Genomic DNA, 20,186 nt, shown 5'->3' with positions numbered 1-20,186 from the left:
ATGCCGGCATGAACTCAACAATGAGCCCGTTCCCGGCGACCGAAAAGAATTCCGGACGGCCGGGATTGGTGAAGAAAGACATTCTGGCGATCACGCCCGCCCGCTGCGGGCGCGACGATGCAGGGACTTGCTGCTGGCGGTCATATCCCGCCGCGCGCACGGCCTGTAGAACAACAGTCCACCCGGGCATTCAGGCCAGGGCATGGTTTGGCCGTCAGCGCTGCGACAGGGTTCGCCGCTGGCGGCGACCTGGCGACCAGAATGTCTCCGTCACCGGTTCCGGTCCGCTCGGCGGCTGGAACGGCGGAGGACCCAATAAAAATGAAACGCATGCTGATCAACGCAACTCAACCCGAAGAGGTGCGTGTCGCCATCGCCGATGGCCAGAGTCTGCTGGATCTCGATATCGAGGTGCCGGCACAGGAACAGAAAAAATCCAACATCTACAAGGGCAAGATTACGCGGGTCGAACCGAGTCTCGACGCCTGTTTTGTCGAGTTCGGATCCGAACGCCACGGCTTTTTGTCGATGAAGGAAATCGCCCGGGAGTACTTCTCCGAAACCGCCCGTAAAGCGCTGGATGAGGGCAACCGGGTCGAGATCAAGGAAGCCGTCCGGGCCGGACAGGAAGTCATCGTCCAGGTCGACAAGGAAGAGCGCGGAACCAAGGGCGCCGCCCTGACCACCTTCATCAGCCTGGCCGGCCGCTACATGGTCCTGATGCCGAACAACCCGCGCGCCGGTGGTGTCTCGCGCCAGATCTCGCGCGACGAACGCAAGGAAATCCTCGACACCCTCAAACAGGTCGAAGTCCCCAACGGCATGGGTCTGATCGTGCGTACCGCCGGCGTGGGCCGCGAGCAGGAGGAACTGCAGTGGGATCTGGACTACCTGCTCCAGCTGTGGACCGCGATCCTGGAGGCGGCCAAGACCCGCCCGGCGCCGTTCCTGATCTACCAGGAGAGCAACCTCATCATCCGCGCCCTGCGCGACTACCTGCGCGAGGATATCGGTGAAATCCTGATCGACGACGATCGCGTCTTTGAAGATGCGCGCGAGTTCATGCAGCAGGTCATGCCGCACAACCTGCGCAAACTCAAAGCCTACCGCGACGACACGCCGCTGTTTTCTCGCTACCAGATCGAAAGCCAGATCGAATCGGCCTTCGCCCGCGAGGTGCGTCTGCCCTCCGGAGGGGCGGTGGTCATCGACCATACCGAAGCGCTGCTGTCGATCGACATCAACTCCGCGCGTGCAACCAAGGGGGCCGACATCGAGGAAACGGCGCTGCAGACCAACCTTGAGGCCGCCGGGGAAATTGCCCGCCAGCTGCGCATTCGCGATCTCGGCGGATTGATCGTGATTGATTTCATCGACATGCTCAGCAAAGAGGCCCAGCGCCAGGTCGAAAACTGCCTGCGCGACGCCATGCGCATGGACAAGGCCCGGGTCCAGATCGGACGCATTTCGCGCTTCGGCCTGCTGGAGATGTCGCGCCAGCGACTGCGGCCGTCGCTGGGCGAGTCCAGCCATATCACCTGCCCGCGCTGCGACGGCTACGGTTCGATCCGATCGGTGGAGTCGCTTGCCCTCGCCATCCTCCGCCTGGCCGAAGAAGAAGCGATGAAAGACCACACCTCACGCGTCATCGTGCAGTCGCCTCCCGAGGTCGCCAATTTCCTGCTCAACGAAAAGCGCGGCGTCATGGCCGATCTGGAGCGCCGCAACAAGTTACCGATCACCATCGTGGCCAACCGCTGGCTGGAAACCCCGCGCTTTGAAATCCAGCGATTGCGCGGCAGCGAAACAATGGAAGAACCCAGCTATGCCCTGCCCAACGGAGATGAAACCGAAATGGCGCCGATGGCGGCGCGCGATGGCGCTGAAAACACGACGCGCCCGGCCGAGGCCGCCGTCAGCGGTATCCGCCCCGCCACACCCGCCCCGGAGCGCACCCCGGAACCGTCAGGGTTGGCCGCTTTCTGGAAATCATTGATGGCCAGTCTCGCCTCGCTGTTCGGTGCGGGGGGCAAGGAATCAAAGCGCAAATCCAGTCAGGGCCAGGGCAGCAAGCGTCGGGCCCCGCGTTCAGATCAACGGGCCGGGGCTCGCAGTGGCCCGACGTCAAAGCCCGATCGGCAGGACAAACCGAGGCGGGATAATCAGGGCCAGAACGACGCCGGCAACAGCGACAAAAAGAGGAAGAAAAAGAAGAAGAGCGGCAACCGCGGCAAGCCGACAAAAGGCCAGCCGTCAACAGCGCAGGACAACGAGCAAACGCCCCAGGGTGAGAGCGAAAAACCACCGCGCAAGAAGCGACGCCGTCGCGGCGGCAAGAAGCGGCGCAGCAGCAAGGAAGCCTCAGGTCCCTCTGCTTCCAACGCGTCACAGCAGGACAAGCCTGACAGCAAACCCGCCGACGGCTCACCCGACCAGACCCAGAAAGAGTCCGGCTCGACCGACCTGAAGGCGACGCCGCGTCGAATCCGCCATGAAGAGGCATCCTCTCCCCCGGTGAAAAGCGAAAGCCCCTCGCAAAAGCCCGAACCGCAGGCGCCAAGTGGCGGTGGCGACCCGGCCGGCGATCAGTCGGCCGCAAAAAGTGCGGCGGGCGGGCAGGACAAACCCAAATCCGTTCGTGGCGAAGACGGTATTTACCGACTGGCCGATGGCGGTAAAGAGGAAAAGCCGGACTCGTGAATCTGGCCGTCCGGGCCGGGCGATTCTCGGCCCGGCTCAGACTTCAGGCTTGAACAGCCCGTAGCGGATGGCAAGGCGCAGCAATTCGACCTCGTTACGAACCCCGACCTTGTCGTAGATGCGGTACTTGTGGGTCGCCACCGTCTTGGGGCTGAGCTTGAGCACCTCGCCGATCGAGTTCGCCTTCATCCCCTGAATCAACATCAGGGTGACTTCCAGCTCGCGACCGGTCAGATCCTGAAACGGCGAGGCCGGCGTCCCCGGCAGGAGAGAAAGCGCCAGCTGCTGGGCAATTTCAGAACCGATATAGCGCTCCCCGCGATGCACGGCCTGGACGGCGGAAACAAGCTCGTCCGCGCTGGCGCCCTTGGTCAGGTAACCGCTGGCGCCGATATCCAGCAGCCGCGCCGGCAACGGCGGCTCGGCGTGGGCGGTCAGCACGATCACCCGGATGTCGGACTGGGTCTTGAGGATTCGCTCGGTGGTCTCAAGCCCCGAAAGACCCGGTAGACCGACGTCCATCAGGATGACGTCCGGCTCCAGTTGGCGTGCCAGTCGGATTGCGTCTTCACCGTTCGAGGTTTCCGCAACCACTTCGATATTGTCGAACTTCGCCAGGATGTTGTTGATCCCGGTGCGAAAGAGCTCATGATCCTCGACGATCATCAGCTTGATCATGGCATTCCCCATCTGCGCGTTCCCTGCCCCTTAAAGTACCCCAAAAACCGCCGCCTGAAAAGTTGGAGCTCCCCGCTGGTCCAGGATCAGGCTGGCCGTGCGCTACCATCTGTCCTGTTCCCCACAACCCGTAGCGCCGCCAAAATGAATGATGATTCATCTCTCCCCCCTGCGAATCTCGGCCTGACCGGCGCTTGGATTTGCCGCAGCCGGGCCAGCGCCTGAGCGATGTCGACCGCGGCCAAGCCGATGCCCATGGTAGCGCTGACCGGCGGGATCGCCTCCGGGAAGACCGCGGTTTCCGATCGTCTTGCCGCGCTGGGCATTCCCGTGGTCGACACCGACCTGATCGCGCGCGACGTGGTCGCGCCCGGCACACCCGGACTGGCTGCCGTCGAGACGGCTTTCGGCCCCGCTGTCCTGCGCCCCGACGGCGCACTCGACCGCAAGGCGCTCGGCTCAAAGGTATTTCAGAACGCCGCGGCCCGGGAACGGTTGGAGGGTATTCTGCATCCCCTGATCGAGGCCGAGGCACGAGTGCGCGTCCGCCGACTTCCTGCCGCCCCCTATTGCGTGCTGGTCGTGCCACTGCTGGTCGAAAGCGGCCTGTTTGCCGATGCCGACCTGGTGGTTGTGGTCGACGTGCCGGAGACCCTGCAGCGGCAACGCCTGGCAGCGCGAGACGGCGTCGATGATCTCACCGTAGACCGGATTCTGGCCGCGCAGGCCAAACGCGAAGTGCGTCTGGCCCGTGCCGACCGCGTCATCGAGAACACGGGCTCGCCGGCCGATCTGAAAGACCGCGTGGACCGACTGCACGCAGACTTGCTCGAGCACTTCGGCCCGCGCCCCTGAAGCCGGGAGCCAGGGTCAGTCGTCGTCTTCGTCTGACGGGCGGTGGGCCTCGACCAGCTGCTTCTGGATATCGCCGGGTACGGCCTCGTAATGGGAGAAAGACATCGTGTAGCGGCCCTCGCCGCCGGTCAGACTTTTCAGCTCGGTCGGGAAATCACTGAGCACCGATAGCGGCACGGCCGCCTTGATGGTCGTGGTTGTGCCGCTGTGGCTGTCCGTACCCTGGATGCGGGCTCGCTTGGAAGCCAGCGCCCCGGTCACGTCGCCCATGACCGTATCCGGCACCGTGACCTCGAGCTCGACGATGGGCTCGAGAATCTGCGGACCGGCATCGGCGATCGCATCGAGGAATGCCTTGCGCCCGGCCACCACAAAGGCGATTTCCTTGGAATCCACCGAGTGGAACTTGCCGTCGTAGACCACGACCTCGACGTCCTGTAGCGGAAAGCCAGCGATGGCGCCATCGTCGAGCACCTGGCGCACGCCTTTCTCCACGGCCGGAATCAGGCTGGTGGGGATGGCGCCCCCGACCACCTCGCTTTTGAAAACGAAACCTTCGCCGCGCCCCAGCGGCGCGATACGCAGAAAGACCTCGCCGAACTGGCCGGCCCCGCCGGTTTGCTTCTTGTGGCGATGATGGCCCTCGGCCCGACGGGTGATGGTTTCGCGGTAGGCAATCCGCGGCGGCCGGGTATCGACTTCCACGCCATAGCGCGTCTCCAGACGCTCCAGCATCACCCGCAGGTGCATTTCTCCCAGCCCGCGGACCACGGTTTCGTTGAGCTCCTGGTTGTGGTCGATCACGAAACAGGGGTCTTCTTCGCTCAGGCGCTCCAGCGAGGCGGCCAGTTTCTGCTCCTGCCCGCGGGTTTTGGCCGCAACGGCAACCCCGAACATCGGCTGCGGGAAATCCACCGGCTTGAGAAAGTAGTGATCCTCATCGTGCGAGTCATGCAGGATGGCGTCGTAGTAGATGTCGTCCACCTTGGCCACCGCGCACAGATCGCCCGGAATGGCGACGTCGATTTCCTGGTGCTCCTTGCCGTGCATGCGGTACAGGTGCGAGACCTTGAAAGGCTTGCGGCCGTCGCCGATGTAGAGCTGGGTATCGGGCTCGATCGTGCCCTGGTACAGCCGAAAGATCCCGAGCTTGCCGGCGTACGGATCGTTGGCGATCTTGAAAACATGCGCCAGCACGTGACCGTCGGGGTCCGGCGTGGCCGTCACCCGCTCCCGCTCCGGGCCCTTGCGGAACGGCGGCGGATTGCCCTCGGCCGGGTTGGGCAGCAGGCGCTGGGCCAGCCGAAGAAAGTGTTCGCAGCCGGCGCCGGTCAGGGCCGAGGTAAAGCAGATCGGCACCAGGTGCCCCTGGCAGAACGCCTTCTCGAAGGCGTCGTGGAGCTGCTCTGGGCTGATTTCCTCGCCTTCCAGGTAAGCCGCCATCAGTTCCTCGTCGACTTCGACCACCTGGTCGACGATCTCGGTGTGGGCATCGGCCACCGACAGAATGTCGGTCTCGCCTTCAGTGCGATAGAAGCAGTCGCGGACGGTGGTGAAGCCCTCGGCGGGCAGGTTGATCGGCAGACACTGGGGGCCGAATTCTTCGCGAATCGCGGCCACCAGTCCGGGGAGGTCGAGATCGTCGCCGTCGATGCGGTTGATGACGATCATCCGTCCCAGCTTGCGCTGCCTGGCGCGGCGCATCATGCTGCGCGTCGACATCTCGATCCCGGCGCTGGCGTTGACCACGATCACAGCGGTTTCGATCGCGCTCATCGCCGAAAGCGCCTGGCCGCGGAAATCGGGATCGCCCGGCGTATCGATGATGTTCAGCCGCGCATCCTGGTAAGGAATGGTGACCAGACCCGAGACCAGCGAATACTGGTATTTGCGCTCCAGCGGGTCGTAGTCGGTGGTCATGGTGCCGCGCTCCAGGCTGCCGGGCTCACCCTGCATCCCGGCCTTGACCATCAGCATGTCCAAAAGAGAGGTCTTGCCGGCCCCGGCGTGTCCGAACAAGGCGAGGTTTCTGATTTGTTGCGTGGTCTGGGCAGGCATGGTCTCTCCGTAGATTTTATGGCAAGTTGCCTCGGATGATTTTCCAGCATCGGGGCCGGTTCAGGCCGAATTCAGCCAGCCCGTTCTAACCTGTCGATGACGCTGGACATCGATGCCCTTCAAGCTTACCGAATCCAGCGCCGGGTATTGGACTTTTGTCATCGACGCACGACCCTTCGATTAAGGAGAACCGACATGCTTGCCAGAACCGCGACCGTTGCCCTGTTCACCCTCGCCGCAGGCCTTGCCCAGGCAGCCGGCGTCCACTACCAGACCGTGCCGGTGGTCGAGGTCGAGCCGAACTACAGCGTCACCCGCACGCCGGTGGACCGGACCGTGTGCTGGGACGAGACCTCTTATCAGCGCACCGCGGACTCGCGCCGTTCGGCCACGCCAACCGTCGTCGGCGCCATCATCGGCGGCGTGATCGGCAACCAGTTCGGCGGCGGCAACGGTAAAAAGGCGGCCACCGTGGCCGGTGCCGCCCTGGGCGGATCGATCGGCCGCGATGCCGGGCGCGCCAGGCAGCCGGGGCGTTACTTACCGGTCACCGAAGAGCGCTGCACCGTTCAGCGCGATTACGAGGAACGCAGCGTGATCAGCGGCTACCGGGTTTCCTATCTGTACGAGGGCCAGGTCCATCAAACGACGATGCGCGACCACCCGGGCGATCAGATGCGGGTGCGGGTGTCGATCACGCCGGCGCCCTGAGGTCTCGCTTAAAGCCCAATACGCCCCGCCTTGCGCGGGGCGTTTTTGGTTCAGTGCAGCGTGCCGGTTGCGTGCGCTCTTAGCTGGTCCAGGGTGACGTAGGACAGCGCCGCCTGGTGGGTTGCCTCCAGCACCACGCGCGGCGCACAACCCGCTTCAAACGCTTCGCGCCAGCGCGCCGCACACAGGCACCACTGATCACCCGCCTTCAGGCCCGGAAAACCGAACTGCGGGCGCGGCGTGGAAAGGTCGTTGCCGCGGCTGGCGCTAAAGCGCAGAAAGGCGTCGGTCATGATCGCGCAGATGGTATGGCTGCCGGCATCGGAATCGCCGGTGTTGCAGCAGCCGTCACGATAAAAGCCGGTGACCGGATCGCGGCCGCATTCGCGCAGCCGCTCACCGAGCACATTGACGCTTTCAGCCTGGTCGGTCATGGCAAATCCTCTTGTATCAATCCAGGCGATTTTTATCAATCCAGGCGATAGTCGATCTGGTAGGGCGGTGGATCCCCACCCTCGCCTTTCAGGTAATGATCCATCCAGCGCATCAGGCGCAGGCTGTAGTCCCAGCGCGGAGCCGCGCGCCGGTTGCCGTGGCCCTCGCCGCGGTAGAGCACCAGCCGGACCGGCGGCGGATCATCCTGGAGCACCAGGTAGCGGTACAGGATCCGGGACTGGGTGGGGTCGACGCGCGGGTCGGCATCGCCGTGCAGGATCAGGATTGGCGTCTGTGCCTGCTCGGCGTAATAGATCGGGCTGGCCTTGCGATACAGATCCCAGTCCTCCCAGGGCCAGGTGCGGTAGTGGAGCAGGTAAAGCTCCTGCGGGATGTCGGAGGTCCCCAGCATGGCGATCTTGTCCGACAGCCCAACGTTCATGACCGCGGCCGCGAAACGCTCCGAATAATAGGTTGCCGCCCAGGCCGAGGCGTAGCCGCCGTAAGAGCCGCCGGTGATGCCGACGCGCTCGCCGTCGACCAGGCCCTGCTCGACGAGATGGTCGATACCGTCGACTAAGTCGCTGAACTCTTCCTTGGCCGGGCGGCCCTGGGACGTCAGGGCAAACTCCACCCCGCGCCCGGTGCTGCCGCGATAGTTCGGGTAGAACATGAAGTAGCCTTCGGCGGCAGCGTGCTGGGCCGGCAGGTTGTACGAGGTCAGCCAGCCGTTGGAATAATGGGCCTCCGGGCCACCGTGCGCGGCGAGGATGAGCGGGTAGCGCTGCCCTTCCCGATAGTCCAGCGGCCGCACCAGCAGCCCCTCGATCTCCAGGCCGTCGGCGGCCGGGTAACGCACCACTTCCTGACGGGCCAGGGCCACGTCTTCCAGCCAGGGATTGCTGTCGGTCAGGCGCTCCGGCGCGCCGCTGGCGCTGGCGGCTGCATACACCTCGGGCGGGTGCGCAGGCGTGTGGGCGCGCAGGGCCAGGCGCCCGCTCTCGGCCACCGACAGGGCATCGAAGATCAGCCCGTCTTCGGCAAACAGGGTCTGCTCGGCGCTGCCGTCGACGGCGATCTGACCGACGCGGGCCTCCACGCCTTCGTAGCTGATGAACAACACGCGATCGGGGCCGTTCCAGTCCACGTGCCAGACGTGGCCTTCCAGATCCGGCAGCAGGTTCAGCCACTCGCCGCCATCACGATCGGCAACCATCAGGCGGCCTTCGCGGGTATCGTTGATGATGTCGGTGGCGATGAACGCAAAGTGGTCGCCGTCGGGGCTCCAGGCGCTCTGGCCGAGCTTGCCGGGGTTTTCGATCCGCCCCAGCTCCTCACCGTCGGGCCGGATGATGCGGATGCGCGGAAACATCAGGGTATCGTCGACCAGCTGGCGCGGGGTCACGACCACCGCCAGGCGATCGCCGGCCGGCGACCACTGTACCCGCTGCACGGAACCGTCAATCTCGACCGGTTCGGGCTCGCCGTTTTCAAGCTCGGCGATCCACAGCCGGCGCGGACGCCAATCCTCCTCGAAAATGACCTGGTCGAAGCCCTTGTCGTGCAGCGACTGGATTTCCTCGTCGAGCGGATCGGTGGCTACCAGAGCCACGCGCTCGCCGTCTGGCGACAGGCTGTAGCCGGCCACGCCGGTGCCGACCGAGATCAGGCGCTGCGCCTCACCGCCGCCGACCGGGATGCGATACAGCGCGGCGTGTTCATCGTCACCGCGCGTAGCCACGAAGGTGACGGCCGAGCCGTCCGGCATCCAGCCCAGCTGGCCGATATTGACCTCGCCGGTGATGAATCCACGGCTGACGCCGGAAGCATCGATCAGGTGCAGTTCGGCCCAGGCCGGACCGTCTTCGTCGACGCCGGGGCGTCGCGGAACCGATCTCGTGTAGGCGATGTTTTGACCATCAGGGCTGATCGCGACCTGTCCCACCTGCTCGAGCCGGGCGATCTGCTCCAGCGTCATGCCGTCATCGGCCAGCGCCGACAATGACGCCATCAAACCCAGAGAAACCAGACAAAACAACATACTTTTCAATCGCATGAGCGATACTCCTGAGAAAAAGCTTTGCAAAATAGGTCGGTCAACACGATAGCAGATCAGGCCAGCAGCTTGCCGGGGTTGAGTACGCCGTCGGGATCGAACAAGGCCTTGAGCCCGCGCAACGCCTCGATCTCTGCCGGACTGCGACAGTAGTGCAGGTAGTCGCGCTTGAGCAGGCCCACGCCATGCTCGGCGGAAATGCTGCCACCGTGCGAGCGGACCAGGTCGAACACGCGCGGGCTGAGCCCATCGCAGGCGGTGCGAAAATCGCCCACGTCCATCTTCGGCGGACGCAGGATGTTCATGTGCAGGTTGCCGTCGCCGATATGGCCGAACCAGACGACCTCGAAATCCGGATAGTGGCGCCCGACCAGATCATCCAGCGCGGCCAGAAAGCCCGGCACTTTCGAGACCCGCACCGACAGGTCGTTCTTGTAGGGCGTGCGCGGCGTGATCGCCTCGCTGATGGCCTCGCGCCAGCGCCACAACTCGGCGGCCTGGGCCGCGGACTGGCTGAGCACGCCGTCGCTGACCATGGCGTCTTCGACCAGCTGCTCGAACACCGCCAGCGCATCGCTCTCGCGCTCGCCGCCGGGGTTATCGAACTCCACCAAGCCAAAATACGGCGCCTGCGGATCCAGCGGGAAGGTCTGGTCTGCGTGCGCGGCCACCTGCTCGACCGAGCGCCGGTCGAAAAACTCGAAGGCCGACAGACCAAGCGCCCGACGCAGGGCCGTAAACGCCGGCATGATGGCGGCCAGATCGGCAAACGCCAGCAGCAGCACGGACTGCTCCGGCGGCGGCCGGGTCAGGGCCAGGCTCGCCTGGGTAATAATGCCCAGCGTCCCCTCGCTGCCGATCAGCAGCTGGCTCAGATCCGGTCCGGCGTTGTTCTTGACCAGTCCGCGGTTGAGCCGCAGGACCTCACCACGACCGTCGACGACCTCGAGGCCCCGCACCCACTGCCGCGTCATGCCGTAGCGCAACACGCGGATGCCGCCGGCGTTGGTCGCGATACTGCCGCCGACCTGGCTGGAGTCGGCCGCCGCCCAGTCGACCGGGTAGTACAGCCCGGCCTCGGCGGCCAGGCGCTGGACTTCGCCGATGCTCATCCCGGCCTCGGCGGTCAGACTGGGCTCGACGGAATCGAGCTCAACCAGCGTGCGCATCCGGTCCATGGACACCACGATCTCGGCGGCGGCGGCGACCGCGCCACCCGACAGCCCGGTTCTCCCGCCGCTGGGCACCAGGCGCGCCTTGTTGCTGCGCGCCCACTTCACCAGCGCCACAACTTCTTCTGTGGAGCGCGGAAAGACCACCTTCGCCGGCGACGGTGTCCAGAACCGGGTCCAGTCCTGACCGTAATGCACCAGGCTTTCGGTGTCGCTCAGCGTTTCGATCTCAGGGAATCCGCTCATCGTTCAAAATGCCGCAGCTTTGATCCTGCGATAATCGAGCACTGGAACCAGCACGCCGACTTTCACCACAGGATGCACTCATGACGACCAGACACCATTCTCTGGCCAAGAACAAGATCAAGTTTCTCATGCTCGAGGGCGTCCATGCGCGAGGACTCGATGAGATCCGGCGCCAGGGCTACGAAACGATTGCAACCGAGCCCAAGGCGCCGCCGCCTGAGCAACTGCTCGACATGGTCGAAGACGTGCATTTTCTCGGCATTCGCTCCCGCACGCAGGTCACGAGCCAGTTGCTGGATCGGGCGCGCAAACTGACCGCCATCGGCTGTTTCTGCATCGGCACCGACCAGGTCGACCTGACCGAGGCGCGCCGGCGCGGCATCCCGGTCTTCAACGCCCCGTACGCCAATACCCGTTCGGTCGCCGAACTGGTGCTGGCCGAGATCGTCATGCTGCTGCGCGGCATCCCGGCGCGCAACGCGGCCGCTCATCGCGGCGAATGGCTCAAGAGCGCACGCGGATCGCACGAGGTGCGCGGCAAGACGCTGGGCATCCTGGGCTACGGACATATCGGGTCGCAGCTGGGCATACTCGCCGAGGGTCTGGGGATGCGGGTGATTTACTACGATATCGCCGCCAAGCTGCCGCTGGGCAACGCCGAGCCGGTGAACACCATGTCCGATGTTCTGGCGCGGTCCGACGTCGTCACCGTCCACGTGCCCGACACCGAGCTGACCCGCAACATGATCGACGCGCAGGCCCTTGAGCAGATGCAGGCCGGCGCTTACCTGATCAACGCCGCACGCGGCCGCATCGTCGATATCCCGGCCCTGGCCGACGCGCTGCGCGGCGGACACCTGGCCGGGGCCGCGATCGACGTTTTCCCGGTCGAGCCCAAGGGCAACGACGAGTCCTTCGAATCCGAACTGCGCGGCATGGACAACGTTCTGCTCACGCCCCATATCGGCGGCAGCACCGAAGAGGCCCAGGAAAACATCGCCCTGGACGTGGCCACCAAGCTGGTCCGTTACTCCGACAACGGCTCGACCATGGGCGCTGTCAACTTCCCCGAAGTCAGCCTGCCCGATCACGCCAGCGCCCGGCGCATCATGCATATCCACCGCAACGAGCCGGGCGTGCTGCAGGCCGTCAACAGCGTGATCTCGAAGGCCTCGGTCAACATCGCGGCCCAGTACCTGCAGACCCTGCCCGACGTCGGTTACGTGGTCATGGACCTGGAAACCGACGACGCCCCCGCGCTGGTCCGCGAACTCGACGCCATTCCGGCCACGCTGCGCACCCGCTTTCTTTATTGATCCGCTACAGCCCGAGGCCAATGTCATGAGCGAACCCATCAACCACTTAAGCGACCAGCGGCTCTTCCGGACCATCGTCGAAGACCACGCTTGCGAACTGCACTACAGCTTCGATGACGACATCGTCAGCTTCGACAGTGTGCGGGTCCCCGACGCCGTGGGCGGGCGCGGCATCGCCGGCCGTCTCACGCGCCACGCCCTGGACTGGGCGCGCGCCCAGGACTTATCGGTGCGCCCCGCCTGCCCCTACGTGGCCACCTGGATCAAGCGCCACCCCGACTACGCCGACCGGGTCGCCTGAACGGACTTCAGCGCCCGGTCCAGACCACGCTCCAGCTTGCCGGCCAGCTCCTCGATCTGGGCCGGATCGATGATCAACGGCGGGCACACGGCAACGATATCGCCCGGCAGGGCGCGCACCACCAGCCCTTCCTCCAGGCAGGCGGCGGCGACCCGAAACGCCATCTTCTCGGCCGCGGGAAAGGACTGGCGGCTTTCCTTGTCGGCGACCAGCTCCAGCCCGCCGATCAGACCAATGCCGCGCTGATGGCCGACCAGCGGATGGTCGGCCAGTCGCTGCAGCGCGCCCTGAAAGGCCGGCGCCATCGCCGCGGCATGGTTGATCAGCCCGCGCTCTTCCATCAGTTCCAGGTTGCGCACCGCCACCGCGGCCGCGACCGGGTGGCCGGAATAGGTCAGGCCGTGGCCGAAAATCCCCACCTCGCCGGCGGCTTTCTCGATCGGCTCGTACATGAACGGCGGCACCGCCACGGCTGAAATCGGCACGTAGGCCGACGACAGCGCCTTGGCCATGGTCATGGTGGCCGGGCGCATGCCGTAGGTCTGGCAGCCAAAGGCCTGGCCGGTGCGGCCGAATGCGCACACCACCTCGTCGTCGACCAGCAGGATGTCGTTGGCTTCCAGCAAAGGCTGGATGCGCTGAAAATAGCCTTCCGGCGGCAAAATCACCCCACCGGCGCCCATCAGCGGTTCGGCGAAAAACGCGGCGATGTTGTCGGCGCCTTCGCGCTCGATCACCTGCTCGAGTTCCTGACCCAGGCGCTCGACGAACTCGGACTCGCTTTCGCCCGGCCGGCCCTGGCGATAGAAATGCGGCGAGGTCAGGTGGATGACCTCGTCCATGGCCAGACCGAAATGCTTGTGGAAAGCGGGCAGCCCGGTCAGTGCCGCGGTCGCCACGGTCACGCCGTGGTAGGCGTTGCCGCGCGAGAGAATCTTGCGCTTGCCGGGTTTGCCGATGGCGTGGAAGTAGTAGCGCACCAGCTTGACCTGGGCATCGTTGGCGTCGGAGCCGGAACATCCGAACAGGAAGCGCGCGCCGTCGATCGGCACCCATTCAGACAGCTTCGCGGCCAGCCGAATCGATGGCTCATTGCTCTTGCCGGCAAACAGCGGCCCGTAGCAAAAGGTCTCCATCTGCTCGGCCGCCACCCGCGCCAGTTCCTTTTCGCCATAGCCCAGCGCGGTGCACCACAGACCGGCCATGCCCTCCAGATACTGCTTGCCGGCGCTGTCGTAAACATACACACCCTCACCGCGCGACCAGATCAGCGGACCGGCGCGGGAGTGCCCCGCCAGATCGGTGCACGGATGAAAAAGATGGTCCAGGTCCTGTTGTTCAAGTGAGGCGTTCAAGTTGCAAGACTCCCAATGAGTAGATACGGCAGACCTCATGGTAGTGCTTTTCACGACCCGAAGCGCTCCCGACGGGGTCGTGAAAAGGAAATAGAACGGTCTAATTAAGCGCTCTTTGATGCACGTCAATTACTTCCAATCCGGAGATGCATAGGATGCTGCCATGAGATTGAGGGTGACCGCACCCGTCAGGCTCATGCAGGGACTGCAGATCAAGCGAATCGGATCAAAGCCTTGGAACTGCAGGCCATACGGGTAAAGACTCACTACAACGAAGAGATCAAGGAGTACTTGAACATGAAGTCCAAATTCTTCAACACTTTAGGCAACCTGGGTCGAATCGGCCTGCTGCTTGCCTTCCTCGCCCCCTTCAGCGCTCTGGCGCAGGACACTGAAACCGTCAAGGGCCGGGTCATGGATATCTCGCGCAAGGCCGAGACCATCCAGCTCAACGTCAGCGGTCAGGACCCGGTGGTCGTGCGCTTCGATTCCGACACCCAGTTCCTCGGCGCCGACGGCATCGCCGATGTCGGCGGCAACGAACTGCTGGAAGTTACCTACGTCCCCGGCAGCCCGGCCAGCACGATCGAAAAGATCGTTTTCGGCCTGCCCGATGGCGTCGAAATCGACACCGATGAACTATTGGCCATCATGACCGCCGATGCACCCTACCTGCTGGTCGATACGCGCCCGGCTCGCCGCTTCCTCGCCGCGACCATCCCGTCTTCGATTAACGCCTTTCCCGGCGACGGCGCGGATGCCGTGCTGGGTGTGCTGCCGGAAGACAAGTCCGAGCTGGTGATCTTCTACTGCGGCGGACCGACCTGCCCGTACACCGGCCAGGCCGTCGACATCGCCATCGAAGCCGGCTACACCAACGTCAAGGGCTACCAGGACGGCGCCCCGACCTGGAAAAAAAAGCAGCTGCCGATGCACACCGACCCCGAGTGGCTGGCCGAGCGCCTGAACCCGGGCCACGTGGTGATCGACACCCGCAGCCCGGCGATCGCGAACATGGAACACATCCCAACGGCTGTTTCCATGGAGGCCTCGACCTTCCAGGCCATGACCCAGCGCTTCATCGACCAGCAGCAGCCTGCCCGCCTGCCCGGCGTGGCCGACAAGAAGGCGCCGATCATCCTGTACGCCGACAGCCACGTTGACCAGGACCTGCTGACCGCGTTCAAGGAACTGCGCAGCTGGGGCTACAGCGGCGTGAGCGTGATCAAGGACGGCTTCGACGGCTGGACCTCGGCTGACCTGCCGACCGAAAGCAACGGCCTGTCGCTGTCGATCAACTACGAGCGCCAGCTCGCCCCCGGCGCCATCAAGCCGGCCGAGTTCGCGGCCATGTCGTTCCCGACCGATGAGGTCCAGATTCTCGATGTGCGTTCCGACGAGGAAGTCGCAGCCGGCATGATTCCCGGCGCGGTTCACATCGGCCTGGACAACCTGGAAGACCAGCTCGGCCAGTTGAGCAAGGACAAGCCCGTCATCGTCCACTGCTCCACGGGCGTACGCGCCCAGATGGCCTACCAGGTCCTCAACGATGAAGGCTTCGAGGCCAGCTTCCTGAACGAGGAAGTTGAAATCGACTCCGACGGCGACTACGAGATTCTGTAGCCGACCCGCAGCATCGGCGGGGCCACGCTGCCCCGCCGATCCTTCCGCAACACGAAACACCTGAGAGTCCCCATGAAAAGACGCGAGTTCATCCAGCTATCCGCAACGGCCGGTGCCGCCGCCATGGCGCCCCTTACGCTGACCGGCTGCAAGGCACGGCCGCTGCCCGGAGAAGGCGAAGTGGTACAAACGCCGGTCTTGTGCAACGTCTGTTTCTGGCGCTGCGCCGGCACCGTATCGGTCGAAAACGGCCAGCCCTGGAAAATTGAGGGCAACCCCGACGATCTGCACTCCAACGGTCGCTTCTGCACCCGCGGCGATGCCGGCCTGGGCATGTATACCGACCCGGACCGCCTCAAGCAGCCGATGCTTCGCGTGACCGAAAACGGGCGCCAGCGCTTCAAGCCGGTGTCGTGGGACGAGGCTTTCGATTACATCGCTGAAAAAATGAACAAGATCAAGGAAGAGCACGGCCAGGACCGCCTGTGCCTGTTCTCCCACGGTTCCGGCGGCAACTTCTTCCGCCGCACCCTGCGCGCATTCGGCTCGCCGGCCTACACGGCGCCCTCTTACGCCCAGTGCCGGGGTCCGCGCGAAGTCGCGTTTGCCCTGACCTACGGTGAAGGCGTCGGCTCGCCCGACCGCACCGATATGGAAAACTCGCGCTGCATCGTGCTGATCGGCTCGCACTTGGGCGAGAACCTGCACAACGGCCAGGTCCAGACCTGGATCGAGGCGGTGCGCAAGGGCGCCACCATGATCACCGTCGACCCGCGCTTCTCGGTCGCCGCCGGCAAGTCCAAGCACTGGCTGCCGATCAAGCCCGGCACCGATATCGCCCTCATGCTGGCGTGGATGAACGTCCTGATCAACGAAAATCTCTACGACGCCGACTACATCGCCCGCTACGCATCGGGCTTCGATGAACTCAAGGCTCACGTCCAGCCCTACACCCCCGAATGGGCCTACGGGCAGACCGGTATCCGGCCCGACGTGATCCGCACCACCGCCCGCGAAATGGCCATGGCCGCCCCGGCCACGCTGGTTCACCCAGGCCGTCACGTGACCTGGTACGGCGACGACACCCAACGCGAGCGCGCCATCGCCATCCTCACCGCGCTGCTCGGCGCCTGGGGTCGCGAAGGCGGCTACTACGAGCAGGAAAACGTCTCGATCCCCAGCTTCCCGCTGCCGGACCCACCCGCGCCCGCGACCAACTGGCGCGACGAGGTGCAGGGCGATTTTCCGGTGGCCCCGTCCGGCATTTCGCAGAAGTTCATCGACGCCTCGATCGGCGAAGACGCCTACTTCAAGGGCTGGTTCGTCTACAGCAGCAATCTCGGCCACACCATTCCCGGGGTCACCGAGAAGCTGGCCCAGGCCTCGCAGGATCTCGACTTGCTCGTCGTCGTCGACACCATGCCGTACGGCATCACCGGCTACGCCGACGTGATCCTGCCCGAGTGCACCTACCTGGAGCGCCTGGATCCCATGCGCAACAGCCCCGAGCGCGAGCCGTCGCTGGCCGTGTCGGTGCCGGCTTTCGAGCCCAAGTACGACTCCAAGCCCGGCTGGTGGATCGCCAAGCAGATCGCCGAACGCCTTGATCTGGGCGACTGGTTCCCCTGGGACGACTACAGCGAAGAGCTGGACTGGCAGCTGCGCCAGGTCGGCAGTTCGTTTGAAGAAATGCGGCGCATCGGGGTCAAGAAATTCCCGCGCCAGACGCCGAAGTACTTCGCCCCCGGCGAGAACCGCAGCTTCCGCACCAGCTCCGGCAAGATTGAGCTGTACTCGCAGATGCTGGCCGATTTCGGGCACGACCCGCTGCCGGTGTTTACCCCGCCGCCGAGCAAGCCCGAGGGCGAGTTCCTGCACCTCAACTACGGCCGCGCCCCGGCGCATACCTTTGGCCGCACCATCAACAACCCGCAGCTGTTCGAGCTGATGCCGGAAAACACGGTCTGGATTCACCCGGTGGCCGCAAGCACGTTCCAGGTCAGCAACGGCCAGTACGTGCGCCTGAAAAACCAGGACGGCGTAGAAAGCAACGCCGTTCGCGTGCGGGTCACCGAACGCATCCGCCCCGACTCGCTGTTCATGGCCCACGGTTTCGGCCACAACTCGGCTGATCTCAGCCTGGCCAACGGCCGCGGTGCCGACGACCAGGGCCTGATCACCCGGATCCTGGTCGACCCGATCGCAGGCAGCACCGGCATGCGCGGCAATTTCGTAACCCTGATTCCCGAGGAGGCAAGCGCATGATCCGCTACGCGATGGTCATCGACACCAAACTCTGCATCGGCTGCGGCGACTGCGTCGTTGCCTGCAAGACCGAAAACAAGGTACCGGCCGGACTCAACCGCGACTGGGTCGTCGAGGCGACCACCGGCACCTACCCGGACTTAAAGACCGAGTTCCGTTCGGAGCGCTGCAATCACTGCACCAAGCCGACCTGCCTGTATGCCTGCCCCACGGCGGCGACCTACCGCTGGGAAGGCACCAACATCGTGCTCGTCGACCCGGACAAATGCACCGGTTGCGGGGCCTGTATCGCGGCCTGCCCCTACGACGCCCGCCTGATCATGAACGAAGGTTATGTCAGCAAGTGCACGTTCTGCCATCACCGCGTCGAGCAGGGCCTGGACCCGGCCTGCGTCGCTTCCTGCCCGACCAACTGCATGCATTTCGGCGTGCTCGACGATCCCAACTCGACCGTCAGCCGCCTGCTCGCCACGCGCGAGCACAAGGCCATGCACGAAGAGACGGGTAACGAACCGCAAGTCTATTACCTGACCTGATGCCCTTACAGCCGGAATCAATACCATGCGTGAAGAAATCCTGATTACCGTTAGAGACAACTACAAGATCGACCCGACCGTCAGCGTCTGGGGCTGGCAGGTCATCGCCGACCTGTTCCTCGTCGGCCTGACCGCCGGTGCGCTGATCTTTGCTGCGCTGGTCATCCTGCGCGGCAAGGAAGAGACCTTCGACTTTACCGCCAAGCGGCTGCCCTTGATCGGGCTGATTTCGATCGGTCTGGCCATGACCTTCCTGTTTCTGAAGCTGACCCACAAAATCGTTTTCTGGCGGTTCTTCGGCGCTTTCGTGCCGACCGCGGTGATGTCGTGGGGCGCCTGGCTGCTGCAGCTGGTGATTCTGGCCATCCTGCTGCTGACCCTGCAGGGACTGCGCAAGGGCTACCCGTCCCTGGCCTCGCCGGTCGAGAAGTTCGGCATCGGTCGATGGGCGCTGAACTGGGCCGAGCGGATCAAGCGCCCGGTCGCCTGGGCCAGCGTCGTACTCGGCGTGATCATCGCCTTCTACACCGGCACGCTGATGACCTCGATGGACGCCCGGCCTTTCTCCAGCAGCGGGCTGATGGCGCCATTGTTCCTGGTCTCCGGCCTGGCAACCGCCGCAGCGGTGGTGCTTATCGGCTCGCGCAACGCTGAAGAGCGCCGGCTCTTTACCGGTACGCTGTTCGGACTGTTGGCCTTCAAAGTCCTGTTGCTGGCACTGACCCTGGCCAACCTTGCCAACGGCTCGCAGCAGCAGATCGAGTCTCTGCACCCGATTTTCGGCGGTGACTATACCCAGCTGTTCTGGCTGTTCTTCGTCATCCCCGGACTGCTGGTTCCGCTGGTCATCGAGGCGTTTGGTTTGCGCGGCAAACGGCCGGCCTGGATGATCATCAGTCCGGTCCTGGTGCTCTACGGCGCCTATATGCTGCGCCAGCTGTTCGTCGACCTGGGCCAGGTGTCCGGATATATCGACTACGTCAACACCTACAACCCGGCACTATTAGATCTACTTGGCATGCATTAATGGTTTGTTTTGGGATAAACTCTCGATTTAGTCCAACCTAATGAAGAGGTTTATTCCATGCAAGCTGTGTCGCGGAAGTCTTGGCGTATCGTCGCCCTGCTGGGTGCCACCGTTGCCCTGACCACGGCCTGTGGTCAGAGCGGCGATCCGATGCAATACGACGTCGAACGGGTCGGTTCGGCGATTGCCCGGGGTGAGGCGCAGATTTCGATCCCCGAGCTGTCCCGGCGGGTGGTGGAGGATCAAGGCGACTTCCGGCTGGTCGACATTCGAGATGCCGCGGCTTTCGAAGCCTTCCACATTCCCGGCGCGGTCAATGTCGGGGCCATGGAAATCGTTCGGCCCGAAAAGGCTGAAGAAGTCGCCGGCGGACGTCAGATCGTCCTGTATGGCGAGACCGGCATCGCCGCCAGCCAGGCCAGCGCGGTTCTGCAGATGGCCGGCATCAACGCCCTGGCACTGGCCGGAGATTTCGACGACTGGTTCGCCTATACCAGCGACCCGGCCGTCGAGCTCGCCGGGGTCAGCGACCCGCTCGGCGACAGCGAGCGCCAGGCTTTTGTCGAGTTCTTCCACGGCGATAGCGCCGAAGCGCCTGATGGCTATTCTCCCGGCGTCACGCCGGCCGGCGGCGGCGCTTCCGCCGCCCTGGGCATGTCGGCTCCGTCAGCGGAACCCGCCGAGTCGGCGCCGGCCAGCGCCAGCGACCCCCACGGTCTGGGACTGCACCTGGGCGTCGGCGTCGACATCGAGCGGCCCGAACTGGCCGTGGTCGAGGAAGAAGAGACAGCGGAAGAAGAACCGCGCCGCCTGATCATCGGCGAGGGCTGCTGACAGCGATTTCAAGTTTGG

General features: G+C 64.5%; 16 protein-coding genes. 10 read left to right on the top strand and 6 right to left on the bottom strand.

Annotated elements, in window-relative coordinates:
• Window positions 1-321: 321 nt before the first annotated feature.
• Entirely contained in the window at window positions 322-2,700 is a 2,379-nt protein-coding gene (locus G3I74_RS02735) for an Rne/Rng family ribonuclease (RefSeq protein ID WP_164210039.1), read from the top strand.
• Between the two features lie 36 nt (window positions 2,701-2,736).
• Here the strand turns inward: G3I74_RS02735 and G3I74_RS02730 are convergent, their stop codons facing one another.
• Window positions 2,737-3,378, bottom strand: a complete 642-nt coding sequence (locus tag G3I74_RS02730) for a response regulator (protein WP_164210038.1) — start codon at window positions 3,376-3,378, stop codon at window positions 2,737-2,739.
• A gap of 228 nt (window positions 3,379-3,606) precedes the next feature.
• Between G3I74_RS02730 and coaE the strand changes: the two genes are divergently transcribed.
• Window positions 3,607-4,233, top strand: a complete 627-nt coding sequence (gene coaE, locus G3I74_RS02725; RefSeq protein WP_239056523.1) for a dephospho-CoA kinase — start codon at window positions 3,607-3,609, stop codon at window positions 4,231-4,233.
• 15 nt (window positions 4,234-4,248) lie between these two features.
• On the opposite strand, the gene fusA is transcribed toward coaE, so the two are convergent.
• Window positions 4,249-6,291: an elongation factor G gene (gene fusA / locus G3I74_RS02720; RefSeq protein WP_164210037.1), complete on the bottom strand. Its 2,043-nt coding sequence runs from the start codon at window positions 6,289-6,291 to the stop codon at window positions 4,249-4,251.
• 195 nt (window positions 6,292-6,486) lie between these two features.
• Here fusA and G3I74_RS02715 point away from each other — a divergent pair, with 195 nt between their 5' ends.
• Window positions 6,487-7,002 (top strand): glycine zipper 2TM domain-containing protein, encoded by a 516-nt coding sequence (locus G3I74_RS02715; protein ID WP_203594471.1) that lies wholly within the window; start codon window positions 6,487-6,489, stop codon window positions 7,000-7,002.
• Window positions 7,003-7,052: 50 nt separating this feature from the next.
• Here G3I74_RS02715 and G3I74_RS02710 read toward each other — a convergent pair whose 3' ends face one another.
• The 3 genes from G3I74_RS02710 to G3I74_RS02700 are packed head-to-tail and all read right to left on the bottom strand — an operon-like array spanning window position 7,053 to window position 10,911.
• The gene (locus G3I74_RS02710; RefSeq protein WP_164210035.1) at window positions 7,053-7,436 is read right to left on the bottom strand and encodes a DUF2237 family protein; all 384 of its coding nucleotides are present in this window, start codon (window positions 7,434-7,436) and stop codon (window positions 7,053-7,055) included.
• Window positions 7,437-7,471: 35 nt separating this feature from the next.
• Window positions 7,472-9,493 carry a S9 family peptidase gene (locus G3I74_RS02705; protein ID WP_164210034.1) on the bottom strand — a complete coding sequence of 674 codons (2,022 nt, stop codon included), beginning with the start codon at window positions 9,491-9,493 and terminating at the stop codon, window positions 7,472-7,474.
• A 56-nt stretch (window positions 9,494-9,549) separates the two neighbouring features.
• Complete coding sequence (locus G3I74_RS02700; protein ID WP_164210033.1) at window positions 9,550-10,911, bottom strand: FAD-binding oxidoreductase; 1,362 nt, start codon at window positions 10,909-10,911, stop codon at window positions 9,550-9,552.
• 80 nt (window positions 10,912-10,991) lie between these two features.
• On the opposite strand from G3I74_RS02700, the gene serA reads away from it, so the two are divergent.
• The gene (gene serA, locus G3I74_RS02695) at window positions 10,992-12,227 is read left to right on the top strand and encodes a phosphoglycerate dehydrogenase (protein WP_164210032.1); all 1,236 of its coding nucleotides are present in this window, start codon (window positions 10,992-10,994) and stop codon (window positions 12,225-12,227) included.
• A 25-nt stretch (window positions 12,228-12,252) separates the two neighbouring features.
• Window positions 12,253-12,528 (top strand): GNAT family N-acetyltransferase, encoded by a 276-nt coding sequence (locus G3I74_RS02690; RefSeq protein ID WP_164210031.1) that lies wholly within the window; start codon window positions 12,253-12,255, stop codon window positions 12,526-12,528.
• Here G3I74_RS02690 and G3I74_RS02685 read toward each other — a convergent pair.
• A complete protein-coding gene (locus G3I74_RS02685; protein ID WP_203594470.1) occupies window positions 12,507-13,883 on the bottom strand; it encodes an aminotransferase in 1,377 nt (458 codons plus the stop codon). The genes G3I74_RS02690 and G3I74_RS02685 overlap by 22 nt on opposite strands.
• A gap of 297 nt (window positions 13,884-14,180) precedes the next feature.
• Between G3I74_RS02685 and G3I74_RS02680 the strand changes: the two genes are divergently transcribed.
• The 5 genes from G3I74_RS02680 to G3I74_RS02660 all read left to right on the top strand — a co-directional run bounded on the left by G3I74_RS02680 (window position 14,181) and on the right by G3I74_RS02660 (window position 20,168).
• Window positions 14,181-15,506, top strand: a complete 1,326-nt coding sequence (locus G3I74_RS02680; protein ID WP_164210029.1) for a rhodanese-like domain-containing protein — start codon at window positions 14,181-14,183, stop codon at window positions 15,504-15,506.
• Between the two features lie 72 nt (window positions 15,507-15,578).
• Entirely contained in the window at window positions 15,579-17,771 is a 2,193-nt protein-coding gene (locus G3I74_RS02675; RefSeq protein ID WP_164210028.1) for a molybdopterin-containing oxidoreductase family protein, read from the top strand.
• Window positions 17,768-18,307: a 4Fe-4S dicluster domain-containing protein gene (locus tag G3I74_RS02670; protein ID WP_164210026.1), complete on the top strand. Its 540-nt coding sequence runs from the start codon at window positions 17,768-17,770 to the stop codon at window positions 18,305-18,307. Before G3I74_RS02675 ends, G3I74_RS02670 begins: the two co-directional genes overlap by 4 nt.
• 25 nt (window positions 18,308-18,332) lie before the next feature.
• Entirely contained in the window at window positions 18,333-19,334 is a 1,002-nt protein-coding gene (nrfD, locus tag G3I74_RS02665; RefSeq protein WP_164210023.1) for an NrfD/PsrC family molybdoenzyme membrane anchor subunit, read from the top strand.
• Between the two features lie 66 nt (window positions 19,335-19,400).
• Window positions 19,401-20,168, top strand: coding sequence for a rhodanese-like domain-containing protein (locus G3I74_RS02660; RefSeq protein ID WP_164210021.1), 768 nt, complete (start codon window positions 19,401-19,403; stop codon window positions 20,166-20,168).
• Window positions 20,169-20,186 lie beyond the last annotated feature (18 nt).

This window comes from Wenzhouxiangella limi, from assembly GCF_010499265.1.
Classification (GTDB): domain Bacteria; phylum Pseudomonadota; class Gammaproteobacteria; order Xanthomonadales; family Wenzhouxiangellaceae; genus Wenzhouxiangella; species Wenzhouxiangella limi.
Note: the sequence above shows the minus strand (reverse complement) of the source record. Positions and strands in the feature narration are given on the sequence as shown.

Excerpts from the sequence above, each read along its gene's own strand:
- G3I74_RS02710 (WP_164210035.1), bottom strand. The coding sequence starts at position 7,436 with ATGACCGACCAGGCTGAAAGCGTCAATGTGCTCGGTGAGCGGCTGCGC.
- fusA (WP_164210037.1), bottom strand. The coding sequence starts at position 6,291 with ATGCCTGCCCAGACCACGCAACAAATCAGAAACCTCGCCTTGTTCGGA.
- G3I74_RS02675 (WP_164210028.1), top strand. The coding sequence starts at position 15,579 with ATGAAAAGACGCGAGTTCATCCAGCTATCCGCAACGGCCGGTGCCGCC.
- G3I74_RS02680 (WP_164210029.1), top strand. The coding sequence starts at position 14,181 with ATGAAGTCCAAATTCTTCAACACTTTAGGCAACCTGGGTCGAATCGGC.
- G3I74_RS02670 (WP_164210026.1), top strand. The coding sequence starts at position 17,768 with ATGATCCGCTACGCGATGGTCATCGACACCAAACTCTGCATCGGCTGC.
- G3I74_RS02700 (WP_164210033.1), bottom strand. The coding sequence starts at position 10,911 with ATGAGCGGATTCCCTGAGATCGAAACGCTGAGCGACACCGAAAGCCTG.
- nrfD (WP_164210023.1), top strand. The coding sequence starts at position 18,333 with ATGCGTGAAGAAATCCTGATTACCGTTAGAGACAACTACAAGATCGAC.
- G3I74_RS02735 (WP_164210039.1), top strand. The coding sequence starts at position 322 with ATGAAACGCATGCTGATCAACGCAACTCAACCCGAAGAGGTGCGTGTC.
- G3I74_RS02715 (WP_203594471.1), top strand. The coding sequence starts at position 6,487 with ATGCTTGCCAGAACCGCGACCGTTGCCCTGTTCACCCTCGCCGCAGGC.
- coaE (WP_239056523.1), top strand. The coding sequence starts at position 3,607 with ATGTCGACCGCGGCCAAGCCGATGCCCATGGTAGCGCTGACCGGCGGG.
- G3I74_RS02690 (WP_164210031.1), top strand. The coding sequence starts at position 12,253 with ATGAGCGAACCCATCAACCACTTAAGCGACCAGCGGCTCTTCCGGACC.
- serA (WP_164210032.1), top strand. The coding sequence starts at position 10,992 with ATGACGACCAGACACCATTCTCTGGCCAAGAACAAGATCAAGTTTCTC.
- G3I74_RS02730 (WP_164210038.1), bottom strand. The coding sequence starts at position 3,378 with ATGATCAAGCTGATGATCGTCGAGGATCATGAGCTCTTTCGCACCGGG.
- G3I74_RS02705 (WP_164210034.1), bottom strand. The coding sequence starts at position 9,493 with ATGCGATTGAAAAGTATGTTGTTTTGTCTGGTTTCTCTGGGTTTGATG.